A 15,713-nucleotide genomic window follows, 5' to 3' on the forward strand; every position below is an offset into this window, starting at 1 on the left:
ATAAAGATATAGGAAAGAAAGGTTAAGAGAAAAAATGGTAAATCAGAAATATCTTGATAAGGCAGAGGTACTGATTGAGGCGCTTCCTTACATACAGCGTTTTAACCGTAAAATTGTTGTAATAAAGTATGGCGGAAGTGCTATGCTGGATGAAAAATTGAAGGCGAATGTAATTAAGGATGCAGTTCTCCTGAAACTGGTTGGATTTAAGCCAATTATCGTACATGGTGGCGGCAAGGAAATCAGCAAATGGGTTGGAAAAGTAGGCATGGAGGCTAAGTTTATCAATGGTCTTCGGGTAACAGATTCCCAGACAATGGAAATAGCAGAAATGGTCCTTGCCAAAGTAAACAAAGAACTTGTTTCCCATGTGGAATCTCTTGGCGTACAGGCTGTTGGTATCAGTGGAAAAGACGGTGGATTGCTGAAATGTAAGAAGAAATATTCCAATGGAGAGGATATTGGATTTGTAGGGGATATTACAGAAGTAAACCCGAAAATTCTTTATGATCTGCTGGAAAAAGATTTTCTTCCGATTGTTTTTCCAATCGGATTTGATGATAATTATGACAGCTATAACATTAATGCAGATGATGCAGCCTGCGCAATTGCAGAGGCTGTACATGCAGAGAAGCTTGCATTTCTTTCTGATATTGAGGGAGTTTATAGGGATAAAGATGATCCGTCATCTCTGATTTCTGAGCTTCATATTCAGGATGCCAGAAAACTGATCGAGGATGGATATGTTGGCGGCGGAATGATTCCGAAGCTGAATAACTGTATTGAAGCAATTGAGCATGGTGTTAACCGGGTTCATATTCTTGATGGAAGAATTCCTCATAGTTTACTGTTGGAAATCTTTACAAACAAAGGTATCGGAACTGCTATTTTAAGAGAGGATGGAGAGAAATATTACCATGAACATGAATAATCAGATGGAAGAAGCGGAGTCCAGTATTCTTCATACATATAATCGTTTTCCTGTTGTTTTTGAACGGGGAGAGGGTGTGCACCTTTTTGATTCTGAAGGCTCCAAATATCTGGATTTTGCAGCAGGAATTGCTGTAAATTCGCTTGGATATCATTATCCTGGATATGATGAAGCACTGAAAGAACAGATTGATAAGCTGACTCATATTTCTAATTTGTATTACAATGAGCCAATTATCGAAGCTGGCGCAAAGCTGGTAAATGCAAGCCGCATGGACAAGGCTTTCTTTACAAACAGTGGTACAGAGGCTATTGAAGGTGCATTAAAGGCTGCGAAAAAGTATGCTTATGAACGTGACGGACATGCAGATCATGAGATCATTGCCATGAATCATTCTTTCCATGGCAGATCTATTGGAGCACTTTCTGTCACTGGAAATGCACATTACCGTGAGCCTTTTGAGCCGCTCATGGGTGGTGTGAAATTTGCTGATTTCAATGATCTTGAGAGTGTAAAAGCCCAGGTTACAGATAAAACATGTGCAATTATTATGGAGACTGTACAGGGAGAAGGCGGTATTTATCCAGCGGAAAGAGAGTTTCTGGAGGGCGTTCGCGCACTGTGTGATGAGAAAGATATTCTCCTTATTCTGGATGAAATCCAGTGCGGAATGGGACGTTCCGGATATTATTTTGCATGGCAGGCATACGGTGTACAGCCGGATATTATGACCTGTGCAAAAGCGCTTGGATGCGGTGTTCCTGTTGGTGCATTTGTGTTGAGTAAGAAGGTTGCACAGGCTTCTTTGAAGCCGGGAGACCATGGTACAACCTATGGCGGAAATCCGTTTGTATGTGCGGCTGTAAGCAAGGTTTTTGACATTTATGAGAAGGATATGATCCTTACTCATGTACAGGAATTAACCCCATATCTTGAAAAAAAACTGGATGAACTTGTGGAAAAACATGAGTGTGCTGCAGCAAGAAGAGGTATGGGATTCATGCAGGGAATCGTCATTGCAGGACGACCTGTAGGAGAGATTGTTAAGAAGGCTCTGGAGAAGAAACTGCTGGTTATTTCTGCAGGAAGCGACGTGCTTCGTATTGTGCCTCCGCTTGTGATTACCAAGGCGGATATCGATGAAATGGCGGAGATTTTGGATGAATGTCTGGCGTAAATCAGGGCTGGAGTTTTGGTGAAAAAACAGGTGAAAATTAAAAAAGATTCACTAAAAAAGCATTGTAGGTTGATTTTAAGCTATAAATGAGAATAAAATGACAGAAAAAAGGTACTTTGAAATGGTTTTCAGGTACCTTTTTTCTATTGCTCAAGATTCTGTTTTAAAAAATTATTCCGGCAATCGCCCATAAATCCTGACATACATCTTGTCAAAAGTTGGGGGATGGAACTTTTTACACTGTATAGAGTACAGCTGCTTAAAAGCTTTTTGTGAATTTACTCTTCTGCGAAGTCGAATTCGTCTTTAAATTTCTCTTTGAAAATGTCAAAAACAGCGGTGAGAATGTCATCGTCATCAACGAAAACATAGCTCTCGTTTTCTTCATTTCCGTCGTCCTCAACCTGAAGAATCAGTACTTCTTCATCTTCGTTCTCGTCCTCACCTTCCACGTCCTCTACAGGTGGGAGAAGAACTGCGTAGCGCTTTCCTTCATACTCAACAAGGTCCAGGAACTCAAAATCCATGTCTTCCCCGTTTTCGTCGGTGAGGGTGATGATCTCGATTTCCTCTTCTGCTGGGGTACCAATGTTCTTTTCGTCTGCCATTGTGATTCTCCTTTCAAGTTGACATGCCAGCCCGGCTGTCATATTTGTTGAAAATATTATATCAATTGTGAGAGCTGTTGAATAGATGGAAAATATAGAAAATTTCGAAAATATTTTTGCATAATGTCAGAAGAAAGACTGGAAAAGCGGTTTTCAGTAGAGATATAACAGGATTGCAAGGTTGTTTTGGGAAAATATAAAAAACCTGTTGACAAGTAAAGTTGTCAATGATATTATGCAAATACAAGGAATGACAAATAAACTTGTCATAATGACAATGAAATAAGTCATTTCAAAAAAATGAATACACTACGAATGAGAAAGGAGCCTTTGAAATGGCGCTGGAGAATCGATTGAAGGAATATCGTGCCAGGCTTGGAATCAATCAGGCGGACATGGGGAAACTAGCTGGTGTGTCCAGACAGACGATCAGCCTGATTGAGAGGGGAGACTATTCACCTTCAGTGACGCTGGCTTTGAAGCTGGCGAAGATCTGTCAGGTGACAGTGGAAGATATTTTTACTTATACGGAGGATGGAGAAGATGAATAAGGGAAAATCTAAGAAGAAAATGAATTCCTATTTAAAAATGGTACTGATTATGCTGGCTGGTGGTGTTGTTGGAGGAATTTTTGGCTTTGTTACATCATACACTGGGGAGAATTCTATAGCAGCTATTGGGCATGGGATGAATGCATTTCTTTTGGCTGTACGTGATCATACAGTGCTGCTGGAATGTATCTGCGGTGCGATCTGTATTATGATCTGTGAGATCCATTTTGGAAAGATGAAGAGAATGGGAAGCCAGATACAGGATGCAGAGGATGAAGAATATCATGAATTGCAGTATCATATTGAAGTGTCCTCCAGCTGGGGGATGATTGCGAGTACAGTGGGAACTGTTCTTATGATGCTGCTTATTTCACCAGGATACTCTATGAAATATATTGAGAGCCAGAGTGACGGTGAGATATGGATGTTCTTAGCAGGACTGGTTGTGTTTGTGGGAATGGTTGGATATTTTGGTATGTGGCAGATTCGCTATATAAAGCTGGTTCAGAGAATTTATCCGGATAAGAAAGGTGATCCTACTTCTATAAACTTTCAGGAGCAGTGGCTTGCAAGCTGTGACGAAGCAGAGAAGGAAGAAATTTACGAAGCAAGCTATAAGACTTATCTGCTGACTGGAAAGGTACTTCCTTTTTGCACATTGGTAGCCATGCTGCTTCATATGGTATGGAATACGGGCGTTCTTGCTATTATCATTCCTGCTTTTCTCTGGATCTTATCGGCGTCTAATTACTGCCGGTGCTGCGTTACGAAAAAAAGCGAAAAACTTGCGAAGTGAATGAATCTTTGAAAAATACATATAATACTATTATGGAGGTGCCTGCTGCAAGTGCACCTCCTTTTCTTCCCGGGAAAGGGAGTATCCTTTTGGAGGCTGTCAGAACATCGATTGGCTTAGAGCGTGTTTGAAAAATCATTCCTGCAATCTGCACGCCCCACTTTGCGGTATATTTCACTCGAATTCGGTTGCCGTAGCCCGCTACGGCGCCCTCATCCGGGCGAAATCTCCCACAAATTGTGACGCACATCTTGCAGAAAGCCTTTTTCAAACACGCTCTAGAGAAAGAATCTGGAAGTATAGGATAGTTTATGGAGGTATTGTATGTGGGGATTTCTTGTAGCGTTGATATCTGGTGCATTGATGAGTATTCAGGGCGTTTTTAACACAGAGATGACTAAGCAGACCAGCTTGTGGGTATCCACCGGCTGGGTACAGTTTTCTGCGTTTCTGGTCTGCGTGTTGGCGTGGATTTTTACCGGGAGGGACAGTGTTGGCGCGTTGTGGCAGGTGGAGAATAAATATACTTTACTTGGCGGTATTATCGGAGCATTTATTACAATAACTGTCATTCAAAGCATGGGAAGTTTAGGTCCTGCAAAGGCTGCTATGCTGATTGTAATTTCCCAGCTGGCAGTTGCCTATATAATTGAATTATTTGGTCTGTTTGGTGTAGAAAAAGTGGATTTTCAGTGGCGAAAACTGATCGGCATGGCTGTGGCGATTGTAGGAATTGTCATATTTAAATGGGAGAAATAAGGCAAATAGATAAAAGACTGATAAAATTTAGAAATGGTATTGTAAAAAATGTAAAGTTTCGTTAAAATAGATTAGGTAAAGCATGAGTGGAGGGGAACCTGCGCATAAAGCGAAAGGGGAACCTGCATGGGAAGAAAAATAAAATACAGATGTGGAATCTGGACAGTTTTGTTCTTTCTCTGGACGGCGTCTGCAATGACAGGTTGCGCACGTCGGGAAGAGGTTTTTCTGGAAGAGATGGATTCAGATGAAGAGAACTCGAATAGAAAAGCAGGAGAAGAGAGCACTGCGTATGAGAATAACGTGGCGGCAGGGGAAAATCCCGAAAAACAGTCTGTTGTTTCAGATGCTGGATCAGAGGGGAATACAGAAAATTCAGCTTTGGATTTGCCACTAGAAACGCCAATTCCACAGAAAATATTCGTTGATGTATGCGGAGCCGTTGTAAATCCAGGCGTTTACGAGCTGGATGAAGGAGCACGTATTTTCCAGGCTGTTGATGCAGCAGGAGGATATTTGCCAGAGGCAGCCATAAATTATCTGAACAGAGCCAGAAGCATTGGAGATGGGCAGCAGATTTATGTGCCTACTGAGAAAGAAGTGGCTGAGAACTTGGAACTTGCTATGGCGAAAGTGCCAGAGGCATTGAATGATGGTGACAAGTCTGGAAGTTCAGGTTTGGAAGAAATTCAAGGCAGCCCAGCGGAAAATCCATCGGGAACTGTTGGAAGAGATACAGAAAGTTCAGGAGATGGCGCAGGCGATGATCCGCGAATTAATCTGAATACTGCAGATGTCGGACAGCTTTCCACTTTAAGCGGAATCGGGCAGTCAAAGGCAGAAGCCATTATTGCATACAGAGAAGAGCATGGAGACTTTGCTTCTATTGAAGAGATTATGAATGTAGAAGGTATCAAAGAGGGTACCTTTTCAAAGATAAAAGACAAGATATCAACTGGATAAGGGAGATTCTTAAATGAGCAGGAAAGTTTTGGTAGTAGATGATGAGAAACTGATAGTAAAGGGTATCCGTTTCAGTCTGGAACAGGATGGAATGGATGTGGATTGTGCCTACGATGGCGAAGAAGCCCTGGAGATGGCCAAAGAGAAGAAATATGACATTATTCTCCTGGATCTTATGCTTCCCAAGATGGATGGCTTTGAAGTATGCCAGCAGATCAGGGAATTTTCAAATGTTCCTATTGTAATGCTTACAGCGAAAGGTGAGGATATGGATAAGATCCTCGGCCTTGAGTATGGCGCGGACGACTATATCACCAAACCATTTAATATTCTTGAGGTAAAGGCAAGAATCAAGGCCATTATGCGCCGTGCAGGCAGCAATCAGGAAGAAAAAGACAAGGCGAAGACAATAGAGGCTGGTGACCTGAAGATGGATTGTGAGAGCCGCCGCGTGTTTATTTCTGGTAAGGAAATCAATCTGACTGCCAAAGAATTTGATGTGCTGGAACTTCTGGTGTTTAATCCCAATAAAGTGTACAGCCGTGAGAACCTGCTGAATATTGTATGGGGATATGAATATCCTGGTGATGTTCGTACAGTGGATGTACATATCCGTCGTTTACGTGAAAAAATTGAGGCGAATCCCAGTGAGCCCAAATATGTACACACCAAATGGGGTGTGGGATATTATTTCCAGGCATAAGCCATGCCAGAGAAAAAGAAACCAAGCTTTTTAAAAAGTCTGCGTTTTCGTATTCTGATCATTCTGGTCATTCTGGGAATCGTACCAAGTGTCATTGTTGCTCATGTGATGGTGGCAGCCTATGAGAGCAAGGCTGTGGCTGTCCGTAAGCAGACTGTTGAGAAGCAGTGTGACATTCTGTGTAACCTGTTAATTAAAGAGAATTATATGAATGACTCCAGCTCGCAGAATGTAAACAGCAAGCTGGAGTTGTTGTCTAATGTGTATGACGGCAGAATTCTGTTAGTTGACAGGGATTACAGGATTATCAAGGATACCTATGGCGTAGATGAGGGAAAAACTTTGATCTCCACTATGGTGATCAAATGCTTCAAAGGTGAGGAAGCCAGCCGCTATAATAGTAAGACACAGAAGATTGAGATGGCTCTCCCTGTGAAAAGCCCGGAGGTGAAGCAGCTTCAGGGTGCTATGCTGATCAGCTTTTCCTCCAATGAAATTGCAGAGAATATTCTGGAGCTGGAACAGAAGAGTCTTCTGATCACAGGAATCATTATTGTGCTGGCGGTCCTTCTTGGATATGTGCTTTCTACGGTTCTTGTAAAGCCGTTTGCCAGAGTTACCAAGTCCATTGAGGATTTGACAGATGGATACCAGAATGAGGAGATTTCTGTCCCGGATTATACAGAGACAGCACTTATTACGGATGCGTTCAACAAAATGCTTTCCAGAATGAAGATTCTGGATGAGTCCAGAAATGAGTTTGTTTCCAATGTGTCCCATGAGCTGAAGACACCGCTTACCTCCATGAAGGTACTTGCCGATTCACTGGTGGGCCAGGAAGGGGTGCCGGAGGAGCTGTATCAGGAGTTTATGGGCGATATCACTGCAGAGATTGATCGGGAGAATAAGATCATCACAGACCTGCTTTCTCTTGTAAAAATGGATAAGAAAGCAGCTGATCTGAATGTGGAGCACCTGAATATCAATCAGCTTCTGGAGGATATCCTGAAGAGACTCCGTCCAATTGCAGATAAGAGGCACATTGATCTGATCCTGGACAGTTTCCGCCCTGTTGAAGCAGATGTGGATGAGGTAAAGTTTACTCTTGCCGTGAGCAATCTGGTTGAGAATGGTATTAAATACAATGTGGATGATGGCTGGGTTCGTGTAACCCTTGACGCTGACCATAAATATTTCTATGTGAAGGTTGCAGATTCCGGAATGGGCATTCCGGAGGAGTCCATCGGAAGAATTTTTGAACGTTTTTACCGTGTGGACAAATCCCATTCCAAAGAAATTGGCGGCACAGGTCTTGGACTTGCGATTACCAGAAGTGCTGTGACCATGCATCATGGAACTATTCAGGTGGCAAGTAAGGAAGGCGAGGGAACTACCTTTACTGTTCGCATTCCTTTATCATATATTCCGTAGGAGGTGCCAGATGAAGAAATTGTTGAGTACAGCGATGGCTCTGGTTCTGATCATTGGCCTTCTTACCGGATGTTCGGTGGAAAGCCAGGGAGAGAAGACTGAAAGTGTCAGCAATCAGTACTATCTATATTACTTGAACAAAGATGAAACGAAAGTAACAAAGACAAGATATTATCCGGAGCAGGAAAGTGCAGAATTTATGCTCCAGGATTTAATGGGAATCCTGAATGGACAGGAGAGCAGCGGAGAGAACCTGCCTTTGCTTCCAGCAGGAGTTCAGCTGGTGACTTACCGCTTAAATGAATCCCTTCTGGAATTGGAGTTTAATGCTGATTACAGTAATATTTCCCGAACCAGGGAGATTCTGGTGCGCGCAGGTGTGGCAAGAACTTTTCTTCAGATTCCAGGAATCACCGGCATAAAGATTTTTATAGGAAATCAGGAGCTTACCGATTCCAAGGGACAGGCTGTAGGCTTGCTTGACGGCAACACTTTTGTAGAAATGTGGGGCTCTGATAAAGATGCGTATCGGTATGATACTTTTACTCTGTATTTTACAGACAAGACAGGAGAGCATCTTGTGGCAGAACAGAGAAATGTATATTATAAGAGAATTCTGCCAAGAGAGAGAGTAATACTGGAACAGCTTGCCAAAGGACCGATGGTGAAAGGGCATTATCCAACAATTCCGCAGAATACGGATATTCTGGGAATAGAGGTGTCTGATAATGTGTGCTATGTGGATTTTAGTTCCGCTTTTTCAGATTCAGGAATTGATATCCCGGTGAACACCATGATCTATTCCGTGGTAAATTCTCTTCTGGATACGACATCTGCTGATAAAGTGCAGATTTCAATCGAAGGTGATACAGAGGCTAAGTTAAGTGATGGAACATCTTTGTACAGTCTTTTCAGTAAAAATACAGATCTGATCCTGAAAGAGAATTAGAGCGTGTTTGAAAAAATCAATCAATAACGCTTATAAAATGAAATACTAAAGGAGTTTATAAATGACGAAAAGACCGCTTTGCATGGTGTGTCTGGTCTTGATGCTCCTTATGTGTGTGGCCGACCGGGCAGGATTTCCACTGATCAGAGGAAATCCTGTTCCGGAAAATGTGGACTCCTGGATCCGGGAACATCCCAAGGTCACAATCTGCGGAGAAGTGACACAGACCACAGAAAATGAATTTTCACAATCTGTTTATCTTAGCAATACATATCTGATTTATCAACCAAAGAAGAATCAATCAAAGGAAAATCAACCGAAGAAAATATCTATTGAAAATGTAAAAGTATTTTTAAAGAAAAAAGAAGATGTTCCGGCAGGAACTGTTGTTTTGGTGTCTGGAAATCTGGAGAGAGTAGGCGAGATGCGTAATCCAGGAGAATTTGATGCCAGACAGTACTATGCTAGTCAGCATATTTTCTATTTTATGAAAAAGGCGGAATTGTTAAAAAAATCGGAAAATTATTCTGCTTATCGACAAGGTATGAATGATTTAAGGGAATATCTCTGTAAAGTTTTGGAACGAATTGGTGGAAAAGAAGCCGGGATTTTTCAGGCAATTGTTCTCGGGGATAAAAGCAGTCTGGATGAGGAAGTAAAGCTTCGCTACCAGATGGCTGGTATTGTGCATGTTCTGGCAATTTCGGGGCTGCATATCAGTGTGATTGGGATGGGAATTTATAATCTTCTGATGAAGACTGGAATGGGAATCTGGCCGTCTGGGATAATTGCCCTGCTGATTTTGCTTCAATACGGTGTGATGACTGGTGGAAGTGTGTCTACTATGCGTGCAGTCTGTATGTTTTTGATATCTGTAGGGGCGAAAATAACCGGAAGGATTTATGATCTGCCAACGGCGCTGGCTGTTTCGGCTATGTTAATTCTTGGAGATTCAGGAGCATATTTATATAACAGTGGGTTCCTTTTGTCATTTAGCGCGGTAGCAGGAGCTGGCGTAGTGGTTCCTGCATTAACAAAGAGTATGGATTTATCCCGTATTGAAAAAGGGGAAAATGTGCGGAGAAAAAAGAGTGCATGGAAAAGACCTGCTGGAAAAAAGTTTAAAAATATTTGCTGTATGATTTTAGGAAAACATACAGGGCAAATATATGAAAAATTTGCCGGAGGTTTTTGCAAAGCAAATCTGGCTTTAGGCGCATCTATAGGAATACAGCTGACCATGCTTCCTGTTTCCTTATATTTTTTCGGAGAAGTTTCACTGGTTGGAATTTTTTTAAATTTGCTGGTGCTTCCTACAGTAGGAGTTGTTCTGGGAAGCGGAGTTATTGGATTGCTTGCTGGGTGTGTAAGCTTTTCCGTTGGGCGTGTTGTGATTTTGCCTGGAAAGGTTCTTGCTGGAATTTATGAAGAGTTATGTAAACTATCTGGGAATCTGCCTTTTGGCATCTGGATCACAGGACAACCAAAGCTGTGGCAGGTGGCTGTATATTATATTTTGTTTGCAGGAGCAGTCTGGATACTTACACAGAAAGGGAAGAGGGAGAGAAAAATAATTGCTTTCGTAGTTGTATGCCTGGCCATGTCTATTCTTATATGGCGTGAGCCGGAACCATTTTCTGTCAGCTGTCTGGATGTGGGACAGGGCGACGGGCTTGTGCTGCGGACGCCGGAAGGGAATTGCTTTCTGGTGGATGGTGGAAGCACAAACAAATCAGGTGTGGGACAATATCAGGTTTTACCGTATCTGAAAAATCAGGGGATTTCTCAGATTGATGGAATTTTTATATCTCATACAGATCAGGATCATATCAGTGGTGTACAGGAAATATTGGAGATGGCTGTAAAAAAACTGAATTCAGTAAAATTGGGATGCTTGTATCTGCCTGAGTGGGAAAATCCTCCTGCTGCATGGGAAAAACTGAAACAGACAGCAAAAGCGGCCGGAATTCCAGTGAGAACCCTGAAGGAAGGAGACTGCCTGAATGCAGGTAAATTGCAATTGCAGATAATTGCTCCTGCTGTCAGCGCTTCTGGCGCAGACGTAAATGAAGATGGTATGGTGATTAAAGTAAAATATGAGGAGTTTCTTGGCCTTTTGACAGGTGATATCGGGGAAGAAACGGAAAAGAAATTGCTGGAATTGGGAATGTTGGAAGATGTGGACTTTTTGAAGGTGGGACACCATGGCTCCCATTACTCTACCTGTCAACAGTTTCTTGATACAGTGCGCCCGGAATATGCTGTGATTTCCTGCTCTTCTACCAATACCTATGGCCACCCGTCACCGGAAATTACGAAACGCCTGGAAGAAACCGGGTGCCAGACCAGTTTTACTATGGAGAGCGGTGCTGTGAAAGTTTGCTGGGAGAAAGAGGGGATAAGGATTAAGAAATTTTTGGAAAAGGGAAATAGTATGTAGAGCGAAAAAGGCACTTTTATAAAGACACAATTTGTGGTATGGTTTAGTAGAATGTCGGGTACAGCTCTATCACCCTGGCTGAAAGAGTCTGGGGGGCTACTGGTCAGATCGTGAATAGTAACCTTTGGGGAATGTCCTGACCGACAAGAAGATGACAGGAGCGTATATTTTGAAGAATATCCAGGAAGATATAAAGACGGGCAATTTTAAACAGGCGTATTTGCTGTATGGTGAGGAAGCTTACCTGAAACAGCAGTATAAACATAAACTGGTGCAGGCGCTGAATCCAGAAGATGACACCATGAATTTTAATCATTATGAGGGTCGGAACATTGATGTGAAGGAACTGATCGACCTTTGTGAGACCATGCCTTTTTTTGCAGACCGTAGGGTGGTTTTGTTGGAAGATACCGGCTTTTTTAAGAATAAATGTGATGAACTGGCTGATTATATGAAAGAACTGCCAGACTATCTTTGCCTTATTTTTGTAGAAAATGAGGTGGATAAAAGAAACCGTATGTATAAAGCCGTAAAGGCAGCAGGTAGAATCGGAGAATTTGTGCAGCAGGATGAGAAAACGCTAATGCGCTGGGCTGCCGGGCTTCTGAAAAAAGAAGGCAAGATGATCACCCAGCGGGATATGGAACTCCTTCTTACCATGACTGGCGTGGATATGGGAAACCTGCGGATGGAACTGGAAAAGATAATTTCCTATACCGGTGACCGGGATGTGGTAACGGGAGAGGACATTCAGCAGGTTTGTACCACTCAGACCCAGAATAAGATTTTTGATATGGTCCGGGCAGTAACGGAGAAAAATCAGAAGAGAGCACTGGATCTGTATTATGATCTTCTCACGCTGAAGGAGCCCCCGATGAGAATCCTTTTTCTTTTGGCGAAACAGTTTCGCCAGCTGCTTCTGGTAAAAGAATATGCAGAAGAAGGAATCCCTCAGCCGGTGATGGCATCAAGACTGGGAGTGCCGTCTTTTGTGGTGAAAAATATTGCAGTCTGTGCAAGATCCTATAGAATCAGTGAACTTCGTCAGGCAGTGACGGATTTTGTGGATGCAGAGGAAGCTGTGAAGACAGGCAGATTGCAGGATGTGCTTAGTGTGGAATTACTGATCGTGAAGTATAGTTCAGCCAGAAGATGACGTTTTGGTGCAGGCTATGATGTTTGCAAAAATAGGCAGTGGGCTGAACAGGAATGCAAAAAAATACAGAAAAAAGGCAGTCGATGACGGTTCGACTGCCTTAATTTTCACTTATAAGCTTATAACTAAAAATTCAGATATCTATTAGCCAATGCTGTTAACGGCTTTGGATAAACGGGAAACTTTTCTTGCGCAGTTGTTTTTGTGATAAACACCTTTGGAAGTTGCTTTGCTGATTGTAGAGATAGCCTCTTTTAATGCAACCTCTGCTGCTGCCTTATCGTTGTTTGCTACTGCCGCGTCAACTTTTCTGATGGAAGTCTTAACAGCAGAACGGATGGATTTGTTTCTCGCAGCTTTTGTTCTGTTAACTAAAATTCTCTTTTTTGCAGATTTGATGTTAGCCAATTCGTACACCTCCAATTCGTGAATGATGATTAATTTTTTGCATCATAAGAACAGACACGGGCGTTCCTATGAACATGCTTATATAGTTTATAATAATTACCTTGGATTGTCAATACATATTTTTACAAAAATGCTTGACATACATATTTTTACAAAAATGCTTGACATACATATTTTTGCAAAAAAGTGGGGAGATTATATAAAAATCGAAAGGTGTGGCTGTGAAAGGTATGAATTGCAATGAGAAATACATTTTGCACATAGAAAACAGCAGGGCGGAGCCGGTGATATGGGAGAATTTGGGAAAGTATGGAGGAACTGATATGCTGGGAACTTATAAGATCAGAACCGATTTGGCGGTAGAGGCAAGAGAACGCTTTACAGAGGACAATGTAGAAGTGCGCGGGGTGGAGGTTCAGGAAGATTATAATGAGGAAAAAGACATTCGAACCACTGTGGTGAAAATAACCACGGAAAATGGTGCCAGGGCGATGGGGAGACCTCAGGGGACATATATTACAATTGAATCGGAAGGGCTTTCAGCGCCAGATGAGGACTATCACAGGGAAGTGTCTGAAGAACTTTCCAGACATTTACGCCAGCTGATCGGTCTGGAAAAGGAAAAGTCCGTGCTTATTGTTGGGCTTGGAAATCCGGGTATTACGGCGGATTCATTGGGACCGGAAGTAATTGGGAATCTTCATATGACACGCCATCTGATCCGCGAGTATGGACTGAAAAGTACAGAAAAGCAGATTCTTCATGCAATCAGCGGAATTGTTCCAGGAGTAATGGGGCAGACTGGAATGGAAACTTCGGAAATCGTGGAGGGCGTGGTGGAAATAACACGGCCAGATGTAGTGATCGCTGTGGATGCTCTTGCCGCAAGAAATACCAGGCGCCTTAATCGGACCATTCAAATCACGGATACAGGAATTACTCCGGGATCAGGGGTGGGAAACCACAGAAATGGTCTTACAGAAGAAAATCTGAATGTAAAAGTGATTGGGATCGGAGTGCCTACGGTGGTGGATGCGGCGACTATTGTTCATGATTCTATGGCTCATTTGCTTGAGACACTGGACGAGGCCGAACAGAAAGAATTTTTGGAAGAAATGATTTCCCCACATCTTCATGGAATGTTTGTGACGCCGAAAGATGTGGACGAGACCATAAAATATCTGAGTTTTACGATTTCAGAAGGATTAAATATGACTTTTGCAGAGATCTATTAGAGCGTGTTTGAAAAAGGCTTTCTGCAAGATGTGCGTCACAATTTGTGGGAGATTTTGCCTAGATGAGGGCATCGTAGCGGGCTACGGCAATCGAATTCGGGTGAAATCTCCAGCAAAGTGGGCGTGCAGATTGCGGGAATGATTTTTCAAACACGCTCTGGCGCATGAAGCTGATGTAAAGGTGGTGAGCTGTGGAAAAATACTGAAAATATGGAAAGTTAGCCTAAAAAAAGAAACATACGGAGGAAAAATCTGTCATAGGATAACCTTAAAGAGGTGATTTCGTGACAAAAGTCCAGAAGGTTTTCTGCGTGTTTCTTTGTCTGTGTTTTTTTGCGGTTCTGGCTATGCTGCCAGGACCTTTTTCCATGCGGGAAATTGTGCATAATGTGTACAGGCAGTTTCCGTTCTATTATTTTACAGAGGAAAAAGCACAGGAAACCTGGATGGAAATGGATGGGGAAACTCTGGCTGAGATTGGGAAGAGAAATGGAGCATATTTAGAAGAAGTTGCAGAGAATGAGCGTAATTTGCGAGAGGAAAATGCAAAGAAATCCAAGGAAGCCAATCTGGAAAAAAACAGCAGTGTTTCTGAGGAAAGTAAAAAAATAAATAATACAGATAAAATAGAAAATAAAGATAACTCTGAGATGTCAGAAATCATAGAAAATAGTGAAAATCACTTAAATTCAGAAACTCAGCCTGCAAATACCCTTCCTCAGTCTAACATCGTTCTCCCGCATCCAATTCTGGATCTGTCCAGAGACAAGCTGTCGGATTACGATTATCTAATGAACAATTTTTACATTGTAGATGAGAACACAGATGCATCTGCCGTAAAAATAAATGCTGCTGAATTTCTGGCAGAGGATTTTTCCTTGAGTCATGGACCGTTGGAGCCGCAGATTCTAATTTATCACAGTCACTCCCAGGAAACGTTTTCCGATTCCAGGGAAGGAGAAGAGGAAGATACGATTGTGGGTGTTGGAAATTATCTGACCAGTTTGCTGTCAGAAAAATATGGTTATCAGGTGATCCATATAAAAGAAGCTTTTGATATGATGAGCGGAGAACTGGATCGGAATAAGGCCTATAATTATGCTTGTGATTACGTAGAAAAGGTTTTGGAAGAAAATCCGTCTGTGGAGGTGGTTATTGATCTGCACAGAGATGGCATCGATGAAGACAGACGGCTGGTAACTGAAATAAACGGAAAAGATACTGCGCAGATTCTTTTTTATAATGGCCTTAGCTACACGAATGCCCAGGGGAAGGTTTCTTATTTGCCCAATCCTTACATACAGGACAATCTTGCTTTTTCTTTTCAGCTGGAATATCAGGCGGCGTTGTATTATCCTGATTTTTACAGAGGGATTTACCTGGCGGGCTTGCGCTACAATCTTCATTTACGAAAAAGAGCCCTGCTTCTGGAAGCCGGTGCCCAGACAAATACGGTGCAGGAAGTAAAAAACGCCATGGAACCCTTTGCAGACATTTTGAACAGAGTGTTAAAGGGCTGCGGAACAGGATAAAAATAATATAATTTATCCCGTCAAGAACGTTACTGTGAACGGAGTGAACAGGAACCATATAAAAGGAAGTGACA

General features: G+C 42.3%; 17 protein-coding genes and 1 pseudogene. 15 read left to right on the plus strand and 3 right to left on the minus strand.

The features are described from left to right. The first annotated feature begins 34 nt into the window (after positions 1 to 34). Positions 35 to 931, plus strand: a complete 897-nt coding sequence (gene argB / locus ABHC48_RS07160) for an acetylglutamate kinase (RefSeq protein WP_118579746.1) — start codon at positions 35 to 37, stop codon at positions 929 to 931. Further along, positions 918 to 2,108: an aspartate aminotransferase family protein gene (locus ABHC48_RS07165; RefSeq protein WP_118579743.1), complete on the plus strand. Its 1,191-nt coding sequence runs from the start codon at positions 918 to 920 to the stop codon at positions 2,106 to 2,108. Before argB ends, ABHC48_RS07165 begins: the two co-directional genes overlap by 14 nt. A 278-nt stretch (positions 2,109 to 2,386) precedes the next feature. Here ABHC48_RS07165 and ABHC48_RS07170 read toward each other — a convergent pair whose 3' ends face one another. Beyond that, the gene (locus tag ABHC48_RS07170; RefSeq protein WP_118579740.1) at positions 2,387 to 2,716 is read right to left on the minus strand and encodes a DUF1292 domain-containing protein; all 330 of its coding nucleotides are present in this window, start codon (positions 2,714 to 2,716) and stop codon (positions 2,387 to 2,389) included. 335 nt (positions 2,717 to 3,051) lie between these two features. Here ABHC48_RS07170 and ABHC48_RS07175 point away from each other — a divergent pair, with 335 nt between their 5' ends. Both ABHC48_RS07175 and ABHC48_RS07180 read left to right on the plus strand, forming a co-directional pair. Further along, positions 3,052 to 3,267, plus strand: coding sequence for a helix-turn-helix transcriptional regulator (locus tag ABHC48_RS07175; protein ID WP_118579737.1), 216 nt, complete (start codon positions 3,052 to 3,054; stop codon positions 3,265 to 3,267). Beyond that, positions 3,260 to 4,063 (plus strand): DUF3169 family protein, encoded by an 804-nt coding sequence (locus ABHC48_RS07180; RefSeq protein WP_173716155.1) that lies wholly within the window; start codon positions 3,260 to 3,262, stop codon positions 4,061 to 4,063. The genes ABHC48_RS07175 and ABHC48_RS07180 overlap by 8 nt, the downstream gene beginning before the upstream one ends. Here the strand turns inward: ABHC48_RS07180 and ABHC48_RS07185 are convergent. After that, positions 4,032 to 4,313, minus strand: a complete 282-nt coding sequence (locus ABHC48_RS07185) for a DUF6783 domain-containing protein (protein ID WP_319017271.1) — start codon at positions 4,311 to 4,313, stop codon at positions 4,032 to 4,034. The two genes, ABHC48_RS07180 and ABHC48_RS07185, sit on opposite strands and share 32 nt — an antisense overlap. Here ABHC48_RS07185 and ABHC48_RS07190 point away from each other — a divergent pair. The 8 genes from ABHC48_RS07190 (at position 4,233) to holA (ending at position 12,464) form a co-directional block, all read left to right on the plus strand. Beyond that, positions 4,233 to 4,406, plus strand: a complete 174-nt coding sequence (locus ABHC48_RS07190) for a DUF6783 domain-containing protein (protein WP_308768404.1) — start codon at positions 4,233 to 4,235, stop codon at positions 4,404 to 4,406. The genes ABHC48_RS07185 and ABHC48_RS07190 overlap by 81 nt on opposite strands. Continuing rightward, on the plus strand, positions 4,388 to 4,822 hold the full coding sequence (locus ABHC48_RS07195; protein WP_118579731.1) for a DMT family transporter: 435 nt from the start codon (positions 4,388 to 4,390) through the stop codon (positions 4,820 to 4,822). The genes ABHC48_RS07190 and ABHC48_RS07195 overlap by 19 nt, the downstream gene beginning before the upstream one ends. Before the next feature lie 126 nt (positions 4,823 to 4,948). Further along, entirely contained in the window at positions 4,949 to 5,785 is an 837-nt protein-coding gene (locus ABHC48_RS07200) for a helix-hairpin-helix domain-containing protein (protein ID WP_195699126.1), read from the plus strand. Positions 5,786 to 5,798: 13 nt separating this feature from the next. Beyond that, entirely contained in the window at positions 5,799 to 6,488 is a 690-nt protein-coding gene (locus ABHC48_RS07205) for a response regulator transcription factor (protein ID WP_173734913.1), read from the plus strand. Positions 6,489 to 6,491: 3 nt separating this feature from the next. Further along, a complete protein-coding gene (locus tag ABHC48_RS07210) occupies positions 6,492 to 7,919 on the plus strand; it encodes a HAMP domain-containing sensor histidine kinase (RefSeq protein WP_195392024.1) in 1,428 nt (475 codons plus the stop codon). Between the two features lie 10 nt (positions 7,920 to 7,929). Then, positions 7,930 to 8,868: a GerMN domain-containing protein gene (locus tag ABHC48_RS07215; protein ID WP_173716154.1), complete on the plus strand. Its 939-nt coding sequence runs from the start codon at positions 7,930 to 7,932 to the stop codon at positions 8,866 to 8,868. Positions 8,869 to 8,929: 61 nt separating this feature from the next. Further along, entirely contained in the window at positions 8,930 to 11,308 is a 2,379-nt protein-coding gene (locus tag ABHC48_RS07220; RefSeq protein WP_195699127.1) for a ComEC/Rec2 family competence protein, read from the plus strand. A 169-nt stretch (positions 11,309 to 11,477) separates the two neighbouring features. Beyond that, positions 11,478 to 12,464: a DNA polymerase III subunit delta gene (holA, locus tag ABHC48_RS07225; protein ID WP_148461738.1), complete on the plus strand. Its 987-nt coding sequence runs from the start codon at positions 11,478 to 11,480 to the stop codon at positions 12,462 to 12,464. Between the two features lie 144 nt (positions 12,465 to 12,608). Here holA and rpsT read toward each other — a convergent pair whose 3' ends face one another. Beyond that, a complete protein-coding gene (rpsT, locus tag ABHC48_RS07230) occupies positions 12,609 to 12,872 on the minus strand; it encodes a 30S ribosomal protein S20 (protein WP_330382769.1) in 264 nt (87 codons plus the stop codon). Positions 12,873 to 13,195: 323 nt separating this feature from the next. On the opposite strand from rpsT, the gene gpr reads away from it, so the two are divergent. The 3 genes and pseudogenes from gpr to ABHC48_RS07245 all read left to right on the plus strand — a co-directional run bounded on the left by gpr (position 13,196) and on the right by ABHC48_RS07245 (position 15,639). After that, entirely contained in the window at positions 13,196 to 14,107 is a 912-nt protein-coding gene (gene gpr, locus ABHC48_RS07235; RefSeq protein WP_118579888.1) for a GPR endopeptidase, read from the plus strand. Between the two features lie 7 nt (positions 14,108 to 14,114). Further along, a pseudogene (locus tag ABHC48_RS07240) lies at positions 14,115 to 14,275 on the plus strand (DUF6783 domain-containing protein). 116 nt (positions 14,276 to 14,391) lie between these two features. After that, complete coding sequence (locus tag ABHC48_RS07245) at positions 14,392 to 15,639, plus strand: stage II sporulation protein P (RefSeq protein ID WP_272066927.1); 1,248 nt, start codon at positions 14,392 to 14,394, stop codon at positions 15,637 to 15,639. Positions 15,640 to 15,713: the final 74 nt, after the last annotated feature.

Origin of the sequence: Ruminococcus sp. 1001136sp1 (genome assembly GCF_039841815.1) — a bacterium.
GTDB classification, from domain to species: Bacteria; Bacillota; Clostridia; order Lachnospirales; family Lachnospiraceae; genus Blautia_A; species Blautia_A faecis.